Annotated in this window: 12 protein-coding genes; 7 read left to right on the forward strand and 5 right to left on the reverse strand. The window is 61.0% G+C overall.

The genetic code is table 11. The features are described from left to right. Positions 1 to 30: 30 nt before the first annotated feature. Both ACI77H_RS09925 and ACI77H_RS09930 read right to left on the reverse strand, forming a co-directional pair. Positions 31 to 1,905 (reverse strand): putative bifunctional diguanylate cyclase/phosphodiesterase, encoded by a 1,875-nt coding sequence (locus tag ACI77H_RS09925; RefSeq protein ID WP_407011746.1) that lies wholly within the window; start codon positions 1,903 to 1,905, stop codon positions 31 to 33. Beyond that, positions 1,902 to 4,208, reverse strand: coding sequence for a putative bifunctional diguanylate cyclase/phosphodiesterase (locus tag ACI77H_RS09930; protein WP_407011747.1), 2,307 nt, complete (start codon positions 4,206 to 4,208; stop codon positions 1,902 to 1,904). Before ACI77H_RS09930 ends, ACI77H_RS09925 begins: the two co-directional genes overlap by 4 nt. A 258-nt stretch (positions 4,209 to 4,466) precedes the next feature. Between ACI77H_RS09930 and ACI77H_RS09935 the strand changes: the two genes are divergently transcribed. The 4 genes from ACI77H_RS09935 (at position 4,467) to ACI77H_RS09950 (ending at position 7,643) form a co-directional block, all read left to right on the forward strand. After that, positions 4,467 to 5,846 (forward strand): HD domain-containing phosphohydrolase, encoded by a 1,380-nt coding sequence (locus ACI77H_RS09935; protein WP_407011748.1) that lies wholly within the window; start codon positions 4,467 to 4,469, stop codon positions 5,844 to 5,846. A 201-nt stretch (positions 5,847 to 6,047) separates the two neighbouring features. Further along, positions 6,048 to 6,482 (forward strand): NUDIX domain-containing protein, encoded by a 435-nt coding sequence (locus ACI77H_RS09940; RefSeq protein WP_407011749.1) that lies wholly within the window; start codon positions 6,048 to 6,050, stop codon positions 6,480 to 6,482. A gap of 22 nt (positions 6,483 to 6,504) precedes the next feature. Further along, positions 6,505 to 7,143, forward strand: a complete 639-nt coding sequence (locus ACI77H_RS09945) for a LysE family translocator (protein ID WP_407011750.1) — start codon at positions 6,505 to 6,507, stop codon at positions 7,141 to 7,143. Positions 7,144 to 7,145: 2 nt separating this feature from the next. Then, positions 7,146 to 7,643, forward strand: coding sequence for a GNAT family N-acetyltransferase (locus ACI77H_RS09950; protein WP_407011978.1), 498 nt, complete (start codon positions 7,146 to 7,148; stop codon positions 7,641 to 7,643). Positions 7,644 to 7,830: 187 nt separating this feature from the next. On the opposite strand, the gene metR is transcribed toward ACI77H_RS09950, so the two are convergent. Then, positions 7,831 to 8,748, reverse strand: a complete 918-nt coding sequence (gene metR / locus ACI77H_RS09955; protein ID WP_407011751.1) for a transcriptional regulator MetR — start codon at positions 8,746 to 8,748, stop codon at positions 7,831 to 7,833. 108 nt (positions 8,749 to 8,856) lie between these two features. Between metR and metE the strand changes: the two genes are divergently transcribed. The 3 genes from metE to ACI77H_RS09970 all read left to right on the forward strand — a co-directional run bounded on the left by metE (position 8,857) and on the right by ACI77H_RS09970 (position 13,337). After that, entirely contained in the window at positions 8,857 to 11,169 is a 2,313-nt protein-coding gene (metE, locus tag ACI77H_RS09960; protein WP_407011752.1) for a 5-methyltetrahydropteroyltriglutamate--homocysteine S-methyltransferase, read from the forward strand. Positions 11,170 to 11,412: 243 nt separating this feature from the next. Beyond that, complete coding sequence (locus ACI77H_RS09965) at positions 11,413 to 12,447, forward strand: alpha/beta fold hydrolase (protein ID WP_407011753.1); 1,035 nt, start codon at positions 11,413 to 11,415, stop codon at positions 12,445 to 12,447. 224 nt (positions 12,448 to 12,671) lie between these two features. Beyond that, complete coding sequence (locus ACI77H_RS09970) at positions 12,672 to 13,337, forward strand: DsbA family oxidoreductase (RefSeq protein ID WP_407011754.1); 666 nt, start codon at positions 12,672 to 12,674, stop codon at positions 13,335 to 13,337. 41 nt (positions 13,338 to 13,378) lie between these two features. Here ACI77H_RS09970 and ACI77H_RS09975 read toward each other — a convergent pair whose 3' ends face one another. Together ACI77H_RS09975 and ACI77H_RS09980 are read right to left on the reverse strand one after the other, a co-directional pair. Further along, positions 13,379 to 14,767 (reverse strand): sigma-54-dependent transcriptional regulator, encoded by a 1,389-nt coding sequence (locus ACI77H_RS09975; protein ID WP_407011755.1) that lies wholly within the window; start codon positions 14,765 to 14,767, stop codon positions 13,379 to 13,381. Then, on the reverse strand, positions 14,757 to 16,529 hold the full coding sequence (locus tag ACI77H_RS09980; RefSeq protein WP_407011756.1) for an ATP-binding protein: 1,773 nt from the start codon (positions 16,527 to 16,529) through the stop codon (positions 14,757 to 14,759). Before ACI77H_RS09980 ends, ACI77H_RS09975 begins: the two co-directional genes overlap by 11 nt. Position 16,530 lies beyond the last annotated feature (1 nt).

The raw sequence follows: 16,530 nt of genomic DNA on the forward strand, positions 1-16,530 counted from the left end.
GCTGATAGCCCATGTGTCGTGGCGCATCGTTCACGTGGCGGTGAATGGAGCAGACTTTGCGGACCGAAGATAACGGACGAAGCTATCCGGTTCCACGGCTTTGCTGAAGTAGTAACCCTGGCCCTCCTCGCATTGATGGGCCTTGAGGAAATTCAGTTGTTCGAGGGTTTCCACCCCCTCGGCGATGATGGTCAGCTTGAGGCTGCGGCCCAGGCTGATGATGGCGCTGACCAGCGCGGCGTCGTTGCTGTCGGTGCTTAAACCGCGAATGAACGACTGGTCGATTTTCAGCACGTCGATGGGAAAGCGACGCAGGTAGCTGAGGCTGGAGTAGCCGGTGCCGAAGTCATCGATGGCCAGCCGAATACCCATGACCTTGAGTCGGTTCAGGGCAGTGACGGTGGTATCGATGTTTTGCATCAACACGCCCTCGGTGATTTCCAGTTCCAGCAACCCCGGCTCCAGGCCGGTTTGTTCGAGGGTCTGTTCGATCCCGTCGACAAAGTCGCGCTGACGGAAATCGATGGCCGACATATTCACCGACATGCATATTTTTGGCAGTCCTTCGGCTTGCCAGGCGCAGGCTTGCCGGCAAGCCTCGGCCAGCACCCATTTGCTCAGTGGCACGATCAGGCCGCTGTCTTCGGCGACACTGATGAACTCCGATGGGTAGACCAGCCCGTGCCCCGGTTTTTGCCAGCGGATCAACGCCTCGGCACCGACCACCTGGCCGCTGCCCAGGTCCAGTTTGGGCTGGTAATGCAGGACAAACTCATTGCGCTCCAGCGCCAGGCGAATACCGGTCTCGATGCTTTGCTGATCCCGTGCACGCTGGTTCATTTCATCGATGAAAAAGCTGAAATCGTTCGGGCCGCTTTCCTTGATGTTGCGCATCGCGGTTTCGGCTTTCTTGATCAACTCGATGGCGTCGAAACCATCGTCGGGATAAATGCTGATGCCCAGGCTGGCGGTCAGGCTCAGGTCGTGGCCGGCGATGTGCTGGGGCGCACGGATGGCGGTCAAGAGTTTTTCGGCGATGCCCTTTGTCTGCTGGGGGTGGCGGATATCGGCAAGGATCACCACGAATTCGTCGGAGCCATAGCGAAACACCGAATCTGACTCGCGCACGGTGGTCACCAGATTGCGGCTGACCTGTTTCAACATCTCGTCACCGGCCGGATGACCGAGTGCATTGTTGATGCGCTTGAAGCGGTCAAGCCCCAGAAACATCACTGCCAGTTGCTTGTCATGACGGCGGGACAACGCCAGTGACTGGTTCAGCCGGTCACCCAACAACGTGCTGTTGGGCAACTCGGTCAACACGTCGTACTGCAGCAGGTGCGACACCTTGAGCAACTCGTAAACCCGCGCCTCGATGGTTTGCTCCAGGCTCAACACTTTCATTGCCGCGTCCTGCGCCATCTGCCACTTCCAGGTCAGGGCACTGGCCATCTGGCGGATTTCCAGGCTGTCGAAGGGTTTTTTCAGCACCAGCATCTGGTCGCCAAACTCCAGCCGTTCGGCCATGGCTTCCCAGGTGTAATCCGAATACGCCGTGCACAACGCGATTTGCAGGTGCGGGTCGGCCCGCCACAGTTGCTCGATGGTTTCCAGACCATCCCAGCCAGGCGGCATGCGCATGTCGGTGAACACCAGCGCATAGGGACGACCTTCGGCCAATGCGCGTTTAACCAGTTCGAGGGCTTCCTGCCCCTGATACGCCGAGTCGAGCTGAAACGTCAGGCGATCCATCTGCTGCGTGCCGAACAGTGCCGCTTCAGTACTGGCCAGGATCTGTTCTTCGTCGGTGTCGGGGCCGAGGATCTTGCGAAAATCATCATGGATCGAAGGCGTGTCATCGACGATCAGGATGCGCCGGTTGGTCCGCACGAAAGGCGCTTTCATCCTTTGTCCTCCGTGGACCGTTGCGGGTTGTCCCGGATCGGCCCGATGTCGTGCCTTGTCGGCACGATGCTTCCGGCTTTCAGCAACTCGGCGGCCTGCTGGCTGCTGACCGCTTTGCTGAAGAAGTAACCCTGGGCGTTCATTGGCGACCCGGTGGCCATCAATGAACTGCGCTGTTCCTGGGTTTCGACCCCTTCAGCGATGATTCCGATCCCTACGTCCCGAGCGAAATTGATGATGGCGCGCAAGGTGTTGGCACTGGCCGGGTCGCGGGCCGCGGTGTCGATGAAGGCCTGCGCGAGTTTCAGGTGGTTGACCTGGTAGGTCTTGAGGTAATCGAACGACGAATACTCGGTGCCGAAATCATCGATGGCGATCTTCACCCCCAGCTCACGCAAGCGCGGCAGCACATCGTTGTGGGTCCATTTGGTCTGGGCCAGCGTCGCCTCGGTGACGTCGAAGCGCAGGTCCCAGGCGCAGAGCTCCCAGCGGGCGGTGGTGCGCAGCACGTCATAGATCAGCTCCGGGCCGCTCTTGAGTTGGGCCAGGGACAGCTTGATCGCAATCACCGGGGGGGCGACGCCTTCATCCCGCCACTGGCGCATTTGCTGGCAGGCACGATCCAGCACCCAGTGACCGAGGGCGATGATGGTGCCGGTTTTTTCCGCGGCCGGCAGGAACGCTGAGGCATCGAGCAAACCGCGCTCGGGGTGATTCCAGGTGACCACCGCTTCCATGCCGAGGATCTTGCCGGTGCTCAGGTCCACTTCCGGCCAGTAATGCAGCTCCAGTTCTTCATGTTCGATGGCCTCCCTCAATTCGCTGGCGATGGTCATGCGTTCGACCACTTCCTGATTGATCTCCTCGGAGTGGAAGTGGTACTGGTTGCGGCCCTTTTCCTTGGAGCGATAGAGCGCCATGTCGGCCTGGGTCAGCAGGCTGTCGGCGCTGGTGCTGGCCGGGCTGTAACTGCTGATGCCGATGCTGACCGACACCCGGACCTCGTTGCCGGCCAGGGAGTAGGGCAGCACCAGCGCGTCGCGGACCTTGGTGGCCAGGGCCGCGGAGTGGGTCGGGTCACTGACGTCCAGTTGCAGGATCGCAAACTCGTCGCCGCCGAGGCGGGCGACGATATCGTTCTCACGCACGCAGGCCTTGATCCGGCGGGCGACTTCTTGCAGCAACAGATCGCCCACCGGGTGCCCGAGGGTATCGTTGATGCGTTTGAAGTGATCCAGGTCCAGATAGAAGATGGCAAACGGCATCGCGCCCCGACGGGCAGCGGCGAAGGCCTGGTGCAGGCGCTCGATCAGCGTCGCGCGATTGGCCAGCCCGGTCAGCCCGTCGGTGCGCGCCAGCAGGGCGATTTTCTCCTCGGCCAGTTTGCGCTCGGTGACGTCAATGATGATGCCTTCGACTTCCAGCAAGCGGCCTTCATCGTCGCGCACCGGGATGTAGCGGTTTTCCACCCAGCGCCAGTCACCTTCGCCGGTGCGCATCCGAAATTCGATGGAAGCCCCGGCGGCATGGCGGTCCAGCACCCGCGCCATCGCCGTGTCGACCTTCGCTTGATCCTCGGGATGAATCAGCTCCTGGGCCCAATTGGCCGAGGCGACCAGTTTCGCCGCGACGTGCCCGTATTTGGTGATGTTGTGCGAGATGTACATCAGTGGAAACGACGGCTCGCCCCGCAGCCGATACAGAATGGTCGGGCTGTTCTGCACGATGATGTTGGCATCGGACAGCTCGCGGGTGCGCTCTTCGACCGCTTGTTCCAGCAGCGACATTTTCAGCGCCGCGTCTTCGGTCATTTGCCACTTGGCGGTCAGGGCGCTGGCCATCTGCCGGATTTCGATGGCGTCGAAGGGTTTCTTCAGAATCAGCAGGCGATCGCCCAATATCAGGCGCTCGTCGATGTCCTCCCAGGAATAATCGGAATAGGCCGTGCAAAGCGCCACTTGCAGCTTGGGATCGACTTGCCACAGGCGCTCAATGGTTTCCAGGCCGTCCCAGCCGGGTGGCATGCGCATGTCGATGAAGGCCATCGCATAAGGCAGGTCGTTGGCCAGGGCCGTTTCGACCTTGTCCAGTGCTTCGAGGCCCTGAAACGCTGAGTCGAGGACGAAACTCTGCAGCGTGACGGCCGCCGTGGTGCCGAACAGGACGTTTTCAGCGCTGGTCAGGCTGTCGTCGTCAAACGAAGGCGGGCTGAGGATCTTGATGAAGTCCGCGTGGATCGAAGTGGTGTCGTCGACGATGAGAATCCGACGATTGGTCCGCGACAGCAGCGTATTCATCGCCATTTGCCGGGACTGGCAGCAGTTGAGTACACCGTGTTCATAAGGGGCATCCTTTCCCTGACCACCTGGCCGAACGTACAGATTATGGATCCGAGTGAAGTGAGCATAGTCGCCCGGATCGGACTTCGCGCAACTGACTGAAACGAATCGTTGCGGTGGTGGGTCGAAAATCATCTAGCCTGTAGGTCAGGATCCGGCAATAGGGGATGTTTGCCCGGTTCCCGACATATCGCTGTAGCTGTTTTCGCTTGAGGTAATGCCATGGAAGAGCAACTCCCCACCTCGTATGCCGATAAACCCAAGGTGCTGCTGGTCGACGATGAGGAGTCCATCCTCAACAGCCTGCGTCGATTGTTGCGCGGTCAGCCTTACGAGGTGCTGCTGGCCACCAGCGCTGCCCAGGCGTTGGACATCATGGCGCAACAGCCCATCGACCTGGTGATGAGTGACGCGCGCATGCCCAACATGGACGGTGCCACGCTGCTGGCCCTCATCCACCAGCGTTATCCCGAAACCGTGCGGATCATGCTGACCGGTTATGCCGATCCGTCAGCCATTATCAAAGCCATCAATGACGGGCAGATTCACCGTTACATCAGCAAGCCCTGGCACGATGAGGAAATGCTGCTGGTATTGCGCCAATCACTCGCCTTTCAGCATTCCGAGCGTGAACGGTTGCGTCTGCTGCAGGAAACGCGGGAACAGAACGAGAAATTGAAGCGGCTCAACGCCACCCTGGACAAACGCGTCGCCTCCCGCACCGCTGAACTGCAGCAGACCGCCGACATGCTCGACCTGGCCTACGAAGAGCTCAAGCACAGCTACGTCACCGCCACCGAAATGTTCTCGCTGCTGGCCAACTTGCGAATGCCGCCGGCCAAACAGACCAACCGCCAGATCATCGAGCTGGTGCGGGTGCACTGCAAGCTTCATGGCCTGGACGAAGGCACCAGCCGCGACCTGACCATGGCGGCGGCGCTCTACAACATCGGCAAGCTGAGCTGGACCGACAGCATGATGACCGCCCCCGTGGACCTGCTGCATCACAACGATCGCGAGCGTTATCGCAATTACCCGAAACAGAGCGAATCGTTGTTGATGACGCTCGATCCGATGAAGGATGCCGCCCGTCTGATTCTTCACCATCAGGAGCATTGGGACGGCAGCGGTTTCCCGGACCGGCTCAAGGGCGAGGCGATACCGGTTGGGTCCCGGCTGTTGAAACTGGCCGTGGATTTCATCGAGTTGCAGCGCGGGTTGATCCTGGAACGGCAGATGAACAGTGATGAGGCATTGGTGTATATCCGCAGCTATGCCGGAAAACTCTACGACCCCGGGATGGTGGAGGATTTCATTCAGGTGTGTGCCGCGTACCTGAGCGATGTTTCCCTGGCCGATCCGACGGTCAAGGTCATGACCACCCGGGAATTGGCGGCCGGGATGATCCTGGCGCGCAACCTCAATGCCGATAACGGCATGCTGCTGCTCAATGCCGGCAAGGTGCTGAACGGGCCGCTGGTGGAAAAGCTGATCGCCTTCGAAGCCATGGAAGGCGCGAGATACAGCATTTTTGTGAGGGTGCCGGAAGAATTGAGCGGCGCGATTCTCGAGACGGATCAGGTTCCCCCGGCCCTGCACTGATACTCTGCAGGAGCGAGCTTGCTCGCGATGAACCTGAGAACGCTGCGGGCTGCCAGGCCTACAGCGTTATCGTTGACGATCATCGCGAGCAAGCTCGCTCCTACAAGGGGCGGGTACTGCTCTGCCAGAGGTTTTTCGGCGTGACGACCTACCGATACACATGTGATCCTTGCGCCTTTCATCCAAGGCCGATCCAAATCCATGCCCCTTACATCCGCCACATCACCGTGCCTCATCCACATCGCCGCCGCCCTGTTGATCGGTCCCGACGGTCGCACACTGCTGGTGCGCAAGCGTGGTACTGAAGCGTTCATGCAACCGGGCGGCAAGATCGAAGCCGATGAACAACCGATCCACGCCCTGGCGCGTGAGCTGGAAGAAGAGTTGGGATTGGCAATCAATCCGGCGCATGCCACCTATCTGGGGCAGTTTTCGGCTCCGGCCGCAAACGAGCCGGGATTTGTCGTACAGGCCGAACTCTTTCAGCTGACCATCGATTCGGACGTATCGCCGGCGGCGGAGATCGAAGAGGTGCGCTGGATCGACCCCGCCACCGATGGCGATGTCACGCTGGCGCCATTGACACGCGACCTGATCCTGCCGTTTTATCGAGCCTCGCTGAACGCAATCGCCTGATCATTCATGCCAAGGAACCGTCATGATCCCGCTTCAAGACTTGCTGATCTTCGCCGCTGCCGCGTTGCTGATGGTACTGACGCCGGGGCCGAACATGATCTACCTGATCTCCCGTTCGATCTGCCAGGGGCGCAAGGCCGGAGTGACTTCGTTGCTCGGTGTGGTGGCGGGTTTTTTTGTGCACCTGTTCGCCGCCGCAGCGGGATTGACCGCTGTGTTCCTCGCGGTGCCGATGGCCTATGAAGTGTTGAAGTGGGCGGGCGCGCTGTACCTGGTGTGGCTGGCCTGGCAGGCGGTGAAACCGGGCGCGCGTTCACCGTTCGAGGCACAGCAGTTACCGCCGGACTCCTCGCGCAAACTGATCACCATGGGCTTTTTGACCAGCGCCCTGAACCCCAAGATCGCCGTGTTCTACCTGTCGGTGTTTCCGCAGTTCATCACCCCTGAGCATGGTTCGGTGTTCACCCAGAGCATCATCCTCGGCCTGACCCAGATCAGCGTCAGCTTCTGCGTCAACCTGTTGATCGCGCTGTTCGCCGCCGGTATCGCGTCGTGGTTCGTCAACAACCCGACCTGGCTAGCGGTGCAGCGTTACTTCATGGGGTTCGTGTTGGCGGCGCTGGCCGTGCGGCTGATGCTTGAGCAACGACGGACGGCGTGAACATGTGGATTGAACAGCTTGATGCCAGCCATGCCCTGGACTATCGGGCGTTGATGCTCGAAGCCTACGACCTGCATCCCCAGGCGTTTACCTCCACCGTGCGCGAGCGCGTCACGATGCCGCTGAGCTGGTGGGAATCGCGCCTGACCGGCAAGCTCGATGTGGTGTTCGGGGCGTTTGAGGAAGGGCGGTTGGCAGGCATCGTCGGCCTCGCTTTCGAACCTCGGGAAAAGGCCCGGCACAAGGCGACGCTGTTTGGCATGTATGTGTCTGGCAAGGTCCGTCAGCGCGGGCTCGGTTATCAACTGGTGCAAGCGGCCTTGAGCGAAGCGCAAACCCACCCGGGCCTGAGGCTGATCCAGCTGACCGTCACCGCCGGCAATGAGGCCGCGTTCAACCTGTACCGGCGATGCGGCTTCATCCAGTTCGGCCTCGAACCGCTGGCGGTGCGGGTGGGCGAGGACTACTTCGACAAGATCCATATGTGGCGAGAAATCTGAATCCACCACGATCCACATGTGGCGCGAGATCTGAATCCACCACGATCCACATGTGGCGCGAGATCTGAATCCACCACGATCCATTGTAGGAGCCAGCTTGCTGGCGATAGCGATGTGTCAGGCGCCATTGACGTTGACTGATCCGCCGCCATCGCCAGCAAGCTGGCTCCTACAGGTCGGTGTCGATCTAGCGGACGGCGCTGACGCCGTCCAAGGTGGAGAACGACGTGTCCTTGGCCGTCAGCAAAAAATCGCGCATGTACGGCGCATCCAGCATGTCCGCACGAATCCCCGCGTACAACGTCGCAAACAATCCCTTCTCGCCCAACCGTTTGGCCTTCACGTAGCCCCGTGAACTGTATTCATGCAGCGCCCAATGTGGCACGCCGCACACGCCGCGACCGCTGGCCACCAACTGCATCATCATCACCGTCAGTTCCGAGGTGCGGACCTGGGCCGGTTCGATGTCGGCCGGCTCGAGGAAGCGGGTGAAGATGTCCAGCCGATCACGTTCCACCGGATAAGTGATCAGGGTTTCCGGGAGCAAATCCTCCGGAACGATGTAGGCCTTGTTCGCCAAACGGTGCTGGTTGGCGACCGCGAGCATGGCTTCATAGGTGAACAGCGGCACATAGGTGATCCCGGCCAGTTCCAGCGGATCGGAAGTCACCACCAGATCCAGATCACCACGGGCCAACGCCGGCAGCGGCGCGAAAGAGAAGCCCGAGGCCAGGTCCAGCTCGACTTCCGGCCAGGCATCGCGGAACTGGTCGATGGTCGGCATCAGCCACTGAAAGCAACTGTGGCACTCGATCGCCATGTGCAAGCGCCCGGCGGTGCCACCGGCCAGCCGCGCGATATCACGTTCGGCGCCGCGCAGCAGCGGCAAAGTGGCGTCGGCCAGTTGCAGCAGGCGCAAACCGGCGCTGGTGAAGCGCACCGGCTTGGTCTTGCGCACGAACAGCGGCATGCCCATGCGCTCTTCCAGCTCCTTGAACTGATGGGACAGGGCGGACTGCGTCAGGTGCAGGCGGTCGGCGGCATCAACCAGGCTATCGGCTTCGCGCAAGGCGTGCAGGGTCTTCAGGTGGCGGATTTCAAGCACCGGATGGCTCCATGAGGAAAACTTGTGATCAACACGAAAAGGTTGAGTTTGTCTCATGTTGGGTTGGCTGTCGACAATGGCGCCATCTTTTACAGGGAGAAACACACCATGGCTCTGGCCCACACACTTGGTTTTCCGCGCATCGGCGCTGACCGCGAACTGAAAAAAGCCCTCGAATCCTACTGGAAGGGCGATCTCGATCAGGACGCGCTGAAAAACGTCGGTCACCAACTGCGCGCCACCCACTGGCAATTGCAGAAAGACGCCGGTATCGACCTGCTGCCGGTCGGCGACTTCGCCTGGTACGACCAGGTCCTGACGCATTCCCTGACGTTCGGTGTGATCCCGGAGCGTTTCGCCAGCGCCAAGGATGCCCAGGGCCTGCCGACCCTCGACACCCTGTTCGCCATGGCCCGCGGCGCTACCGCCACCTGCTGCGGCGGCGAACATGCCAAGGCGCAATACGCCCAGGAACTGACCAAGTGGTTCGACACCAACTACCACTACCTGGTCCCGGAATTCAGCGCTGACCAGCAGTTCAAGCTGAGCTGGGAACAGCTGTTCGACGAAGTCGACGAAGCCAGGGCGCTGGGCCACAACGTCAAACCGGTGATCATCGGCCCGCTGACTTACCTGTGGCTGGGCAAGGCCAAAGGCAACGACTTCGACAAGCTCGACCTGCTGGAGCGCCTGCTGCCGATCTACGGTGAAATCCTCGGTCGCCTCGCGGCACAAGGGGTGGAGTGGGTGCAGATCGACGAACCGATCCTGACCCTCGACCTGCCGCAAGAATGGAAAAATGCCTTCGAACGCGCCTACCACATCCTCCAGTATTCGCCGCTGAAAAAGCTGGTGGCGACCTACTTCAGCGGCCTGCAGGACAACCTCGGCCTGGCCGTCGGTTTGCCCGTACAAGGCTTGCACATCGATGCGGTGCGCGCGCCGGACCAACTGCTCCACGTGCTCGATCGTCTGCCGACCTACAAGATTCTTTCGGTGGGCCTGGTCAACGGCCGCAACGTCTGGCGCTGCGAGCTGGAGCCGGTGCTCGCACAACTGCAATTCGCCCAGGAACGCTTCGGCGACAACCTGTGGGTCAGCAGTTCCTGCTCGCTGCTGCACAGCCCGGTGGACCTGGAGCGCGAAGACAAACTCGACCCTGAATTGAAAAGCTGGCTGGCGTTTGCGGTGCAGAAATGTGGCGAAATCGCCGTGCTGCGCGATGCCCTCAACGATCCGCAATCGCCCAAAGTGCAAGCCGCGCTGGCCGAAAGCCGGGCGACTCAGGCCAGCCGTGCCGAGTCCCCGCGCATCCATAAAGCTCAAGTGCAAGCCCGCATCAATGCCATTGGTGCCGCCGACAGCCAACGCCACTCGCCGTTTGCCAAGCGCATCGAGCAACAGCGCGCACGGTTGCAATTGCCCGTGTTCCCGACCACCACCATCGGTTCGTTCCCGCAGACCGGTTCGATCCGTCTGGCGCGTCAGGCGTTCAAGCAAGGCAAGCTGTCGGCCAACGACTACACCGACGCCATGCGCAGCGAAATCCGTCACGCAGTGCAAGTCCAGGAGCGCCTGGGCCTGGACGTGATGGTGCACGGTGAAGCCGAACGCAACGACATGGTCGAATACTTCGCCGAGCAACTGGACGGCTACTTGTTCACCCGCTTCGGTTGGGTTCAGAGCTACGGTTCGCGCTGCGTCAAACCGGCGGTTATCTACGGTGACCTGAGCCGTCCGAAGGCCATGACCGTCGACTGGATCACTTATGCACAGAGCCTGACCGACAAGGTCATGAAAGGCATGCTCACCGGTCCCGTGACCATGTTGATGTGGTCGTTCCCGCGTGAAGACGTTTCACGCAAAGTCCAGGCGCAGCAGTTGGCATTGGCCCTGCGTGACGAGGTGGTCGACCTGGAAAACGCCGGTATCAAGATCGTGCAGATCGACGAAGCCGCGTTCCGCGAAGGCTTGCCGCTGCGCCGGGCGCAATGGCAGGAATACCTCGACTGGGCGGTGGAAGCGTTTCGCTTGAGCGCCTCCGGCGTGCGCGATGAAACCCAGATCCACACGCACATGTGCTACAGCGAATTCAACGACGTGATCGAATCCATCGCGGCCATGGACGCTGACGTGATCACCCTCGAAACCTCGCGCTCGGACATGGAGTTGCTGGAGGCCTTCGAAGCGTTCGATTACCCCAACGACATCGGCCCGGGCGTCTACGACATCCACTCGCCACGGGTGCCGGACACGGCCGAGATGGTCAAGTTGATGAGCAAAGCGGTGAAGCGCATTCCGGCGCAGCGGTTGTGGGTGAATCCGGATTGCGGGTTGAAGACCCGGGCGTGGCCGGAGACTGAGGCGGCGTTGGTGAACATGGTGGCGGCGGCGCGGCAGTTGCGCAGTCAGTTGGCTTAAATCTGCTGCGTTCATTCCGGCGCCTTCGCGAGCAAGCCCGCTCCCACAGTGGATTGAGGTCGTACACAATTCTGCGAAGGACACAAATCCTGTGGGAGCGGGCTTGCTCGCGAAGCAGGCGATCCGGTCCCGAATATGACCGTTCAGCACTCTTCATCAAACTGTCACGCAACTGTGGCAGCGCGCTTGAACAAATTTCATCAGACTCGCGCTCTACTGGGGTTCTGCGTTTCGGTGTTTTTCATGCGTGCACGATTTTTCTCAACGGCGGCCTTCCTGGCCGCATTGTTGTTTGGCCTGCCGTCCTTTGCGGCGTCTCGTTGCGATATCAATGTTCCGACCGAACGGGTCGATCTGGCGCAGGTCAGCCTGGCGTATCAGAGCATCGGCCGTGCCTCCGATCCGGCGTTGCTGCTGGTGATGGGTTTGGGGGGGCAGTTGATTCACTGGCCGGACGAGGTGGTGGTCGCGCTGTGCCAGCAGGGTTTTCGGGTGATTCGGTATGACAATCGCGATGTCGGCCTGTCCACCTGGCGGCAATCACCTGTCGACGCCAACCTGACCTTCGAAGTGCTGCGCTACAAACTCGGCTTGCCGGTATCGGCGCCGTACTCCCTGACAGACATGGCCGACGATGCGCTGGGCTTGATGGATGCCTTGCACGTCGAGCAATTCCACGTGCTGGGCGCGAGCATGGGCGGGATGATCGCCCAGCACATGGCGGCCATGGCGCCGCAGCGGGTCGAGAGCCTGACGCTGATCATGACCAGCTCCGGCGCCGAAGGCTTGCCGGCGCCGAACGCGGCGCTGGTGCAACTGCTTTCGCGCCGCGGCGCGCCGAGCCGTGAAGTGGCGCTGGAGCAGCAAGCCGACTTGCTGGCGGCGTTGGGCAGTCCGACGGTGAGCGATGACCGGCAGGTGTTGCTGCATCAGGCGGCACTGTCCTATGACCGTGCGTTCAACCCCGAGGGCGTGAAGCGCCAGATCATGGCGATCCTCGCCGAGCCGAGCCGGGTGGCACTGCTCAATCAACTGCGCGTGCCGACGCTGGTGGTCCACGGCACTGCCGATCCGCTGTTGCCGGTGATGCATGGCGTGCACCTCGCGGCGCATATTCGGGGCAGTCAGTTGAAGCTGATTCCGGGGCTGGCCCATCGTTTTCAGGAGGCCTTCAAAGCGCCATTGCTGGCGGCGGTGTTGCCTTATTTGCAGGCTCATCGCGAAGACACTTCGCATTGGGCGCAGATCGATCCGGTGGTTGAACACAACCTTCTGTAACGATGTCGGCCTTGACAGCGATGCAGGGTTTGGAGGCCCCATCGCCAGCAAGCTGGCCCCTACAGACCGGGTTAACCGAAATCTATCGGTACACGCGTAACCGTGTAGGAGCTGGCTTGCCAGCGATAGCTACCTGTCAGTCGATCAATTTCTGGCAGATGTACTCCGTTCCACAGGTGTATCGTTCAACCTTTGCGGCCCGTATCCAGCCTTCGAGGTGAGTGATGAGTACCCCCCTGAAAATCGATTTCGTCAGCGACGTGTCCTGCCCCTGGTGCGTCGTCGGTCTGTATGGCCTGACCCGGGCGCTGGATCTTCTGGGCGATGAAGTCCAGGCCGAGATCCGCTTCCAGCCGTTTGAGCTGAACCCGAAGATGGGCCCCGAAGGTCAGAACATCACTGAGCACATCACCGAGAAATATGGCTCGACCCCCGAGCAGTCGCAGAAGAACCGCGAAATGATCCGTGCGCGTGGCGCCGAAGTCGGTTTCGCCTTTCGCACCGACGCCAACAGCCGCATCTACAACACCTTCGATGCTCATCGCTTGCTGTACTGGGCGGGGCTTGAGGGGTTGCAGTTCAATCTGAAGGAGGCGTTGTTCAAGGCGTATTTCACGGAGGGCGGCAATCCTGCCGATCACGCTCAGTTGGCGCAGATCGCGCAAAGCGTTGGCCTGGACCGCCAGCGGGCCGAGGCGATCCTGGCGTCGGACGCGTTCGCCAAAGAAGTCCGTGAGGAAGAGCAGTTGTGGCTGTCGCGTGGGGTGAGTTCGGTGCCGACCGTGGTGTTCAACGGGCAATACGCGGTCAGCGGCGGGCAGCCAGTGGAGACCTTTGTCGGGGCGATTCGGCAGATCTTGAGCGAAACAAAAGGCGGTAGCGTTAGCTGATCGCGCGGCCGCCGAATTCCCGCAGGTGTGTGTTGCGGGAATTAGCGGACGATTTTGTCTACATGGATGCCCAGTTTTTTCAGTCGATACCAGAAGCTGCGCTCGGAAATTCCGATCAACTGCGCCGCCGCGGCCTGCACGCCGTTGCTCTGTGCCAGCGCCGCCAGAATGTAGGTTTTCTCCACCTCGGCCAGCGCCGCTTCGAGGTCGGCCGGTACGCTGCCCTCAGCGATCAGCGTGCCACCGCCGTCGGCACTTGCAGCAAACAGATACGCCGGCAAGTCTTCCTCTTCAATCACCGTACCCGACGCGACAATGGTCGCCCGCTCCACGCAGTTCTGCAGTTCGCGAATATTCCCCGGCCACGAATACCGGGCCATGGCCTGCAACGCTTGCGCGCTGAAACCGCTGAAACGTTTGCCGGCCGCAGCCCCCAGCGTGTGGGCGAAATGCCGGGCCAGCGGGGCAATGTCTTCGACCCGTTCGCGCAGGGCCGGCAGCGGAATCGGGAAGACGTTGAGGCGGTAGTAAAGGTCTTCGCGAAATTCCTTGTTGGCCACCGCGTCCAGCAGGTTTTTGTTGGTCGCGGCGATCACCCGCACATCGACTTTGCGTTCGCGCGGATCGCCCACCGGTTCGATCACTCGCTCCTGCAAGGCCCGAAGTATTTTTGCCTGCAAGGCCAGCGGCATTTCGCCGATTTCATCGAGAAACAGCGTGCCCTTGTCAGCCTGCTGAAAACGCCCGACGCGATCTGCCACTGCACCGGTAAACGCGCCTTTGCGGTGGCCGAACATTTCGCTTTCCAGCAGCCCCTCGGGAATCGCCGCGCAGTTCACCGCGACAAAAGGTTTGTCGGCGCGATTGCCGTGGGTGTGGATCGCCCGGGCGACCATTTCCTTGCCGGTGCCGCTTTCGCCGGTCAGCAGAATCGTCGCGTTGCTTTCGCGCACCGAATCGACCGCTTGCAACACCCGCCGAAAGCTTGGGCTGTCGCCGATCAGGCTGTCGATCTGCCGGTGTTCGTCGAGCTCGGCGCGCATGCGCTGGTTGTCTTTGAGGATGTCGCGAAATTGCAGGGCCTTGCTGACGGTGATGTCCAGCTCATCAATGTCGAACGGCTTGGCGATGTAATCGAAGGCGCCGTTACGCATCGACTGCACGGCGTTTTTCACCGTGCTGTAGGCCGTCATGACGATCACCGGCAATTGCGGGAAACGGTTTTTGATTTCCGCCAGCAGTTGCGGGCCGTCCATGCCGGGCATGCGCCAGTCGCTGATCACCAGGTCGATGTCCTCGCACTCCAGCACCTTGAGCGCGTGCAGGCCGTTGCCGGCGGTGAACACCACAATGCCGTTCTGACTGAGCGCCGAGGCCAGCAGGTCGCAGAGCTTGGGCTCATCGTCGACCACCAGTACGTTATGTGTCATCGCTGCCCTCGTCGAAGTCTTCACCGTTGGCCGGAATGTACAGGCTGAACGTGGCCCCGGCATCTTTTTCACTGACGCATTCAATGCGCCCGTCATGACTTTCCATGATCGAGAACACCTTGGCCAGACCCAGCCCGGTGCCTGAGGCTTTGGTGGTGACGAACGGTGTGAAGATCCGCTCGAGCATGTCCGGTTCGATGCCTTGGCCGGTGTCGGCAATGCTGATCACCGTGCAGTGCTGATCGCTGCTGATGCCGAGTGTCAGCCGCCCGCCGTCGGGCATGGCGTCGATGGCGTTGACGATCAGGTTCAGGCCGGCCTGCTTGATTTGCCGGGCGTCGGCGTAAAGGGTCGCGGTGGGCGATTGATCATCGATTTGCACATCGATGTTGTGGCTGGCCAGCTCGGGTGCGCAGAAACCGACCAGTTCATCCACCAGCGGGCGCGCCAGTTGGGTCGAGCGCATCGGCGCGCTGGGTTTGGCGAAGTCGAGGAAGTCGGTGATCAGGTCGTTGATCCGGCTGACTTCGCTGACCACGTATTCCAGGTGACGCTTGTCGGTCTCGGGCAAATCGGCGCGCCGGTGCAGCAGTTGCGTGGCGGTTTTGATGATCCCCAGCGGGTTGCGGATTTCATGGGCCAGGCCCATTGCGACTTCGCCCAGCGCATGCAGGCGATCACGCCGGCGCAGTTGCGATTCCAGATGCTGTAACTCGGCGAGGCGTTCGCTCATGTGGTTGAAGGTGCTGCTCAGTTCCGCCAGTTCGTCGCCGCCGCTGACCGGCAAGCGCTGGCGATAATCCCCGGCGATCACCGCTTGTACGCCTTTGGACAGCCCGCGCAACGGCTTGGTCAGGCGCTGCGACACCAGCCAGCCAACCGCCAGGGACGCTGCCGAGCTGAGCAGGAAAATCAGGATGAACAGGTTGCTCTGATTGACCAGCCCGACCAGGCTGGTGTGGCGCAGCAGACCGCTGAAAATCACCCCTTGCAGCTCGCCGTTCTCGTTGAGGATCGGTCGGTAGATGCCGCTGTAGCGGTTGGTGAACTGTTCGATCGGCTGCTTGGTGCTGCGCAGGATCTGCTCGATTTTTTCCGGCACCGCCGCCGGGTGATCCTCGAAGCGCTGGGTGGAGAAAATTTCCGAGAAGTCATTGGCCTTGGCCAGATACAGGCGCAGGTCCAGCGAGTGCACTTCGGCCACGCTGGTGAGGAAACTGCTGTCGAGGTAGGTGGCAATCACCAGTTTGTAGTTGACGCCGTCCTGGTCGGTTTCGAATGTCGAGACCACCGTGCCGGTAGAGACGCCGCCGACTTGCAGGGTCTGCAATACCGCTTTGGGCGCGGTGCTGATCTGGCGGACGATGTCATCGGCGGCGGTGCTGAACACCACTTTGTGATCGCTGGTGCGCACCAGCGCAACCACGTCGATGCCCATGGAGTCGGCGATGTCGGTGGTCAGTTTGTTGTGCTTCGCCGAGAGTCGATCGGTGGGCGATCGGGTGTAGCGCAGGAACAACTGCGCGGTCCGGGCGTTGTCGCGCAGGATTTCGCTGATTTCGTCTTCGACGATCTTGGTCGACTCCTGCAGCCAGATGCGCACGTTGCTGTCGAAAATCTGCGACAGCGTGGTGGCCGCCAGTTCGGCGGCGATCATCGTCGGAATCACGCTGACCAGCCAGAACGCCAGCACCAGTTTGCGCTGCAGGCTCCAGCCAGAGAGGGCGAAAGGTCGGGCGTTGGTGCGTGAGTCTTTGGTCATT

This window comes from Pseudomonas sp. O230 (assembly GCF_045447035.1).
Lineage (GTDB): Bacteria > Pseudomonadota > Gammaproteobacteria > Pseudomonadales > Pseudomonadaceae > Aquipseudomonas.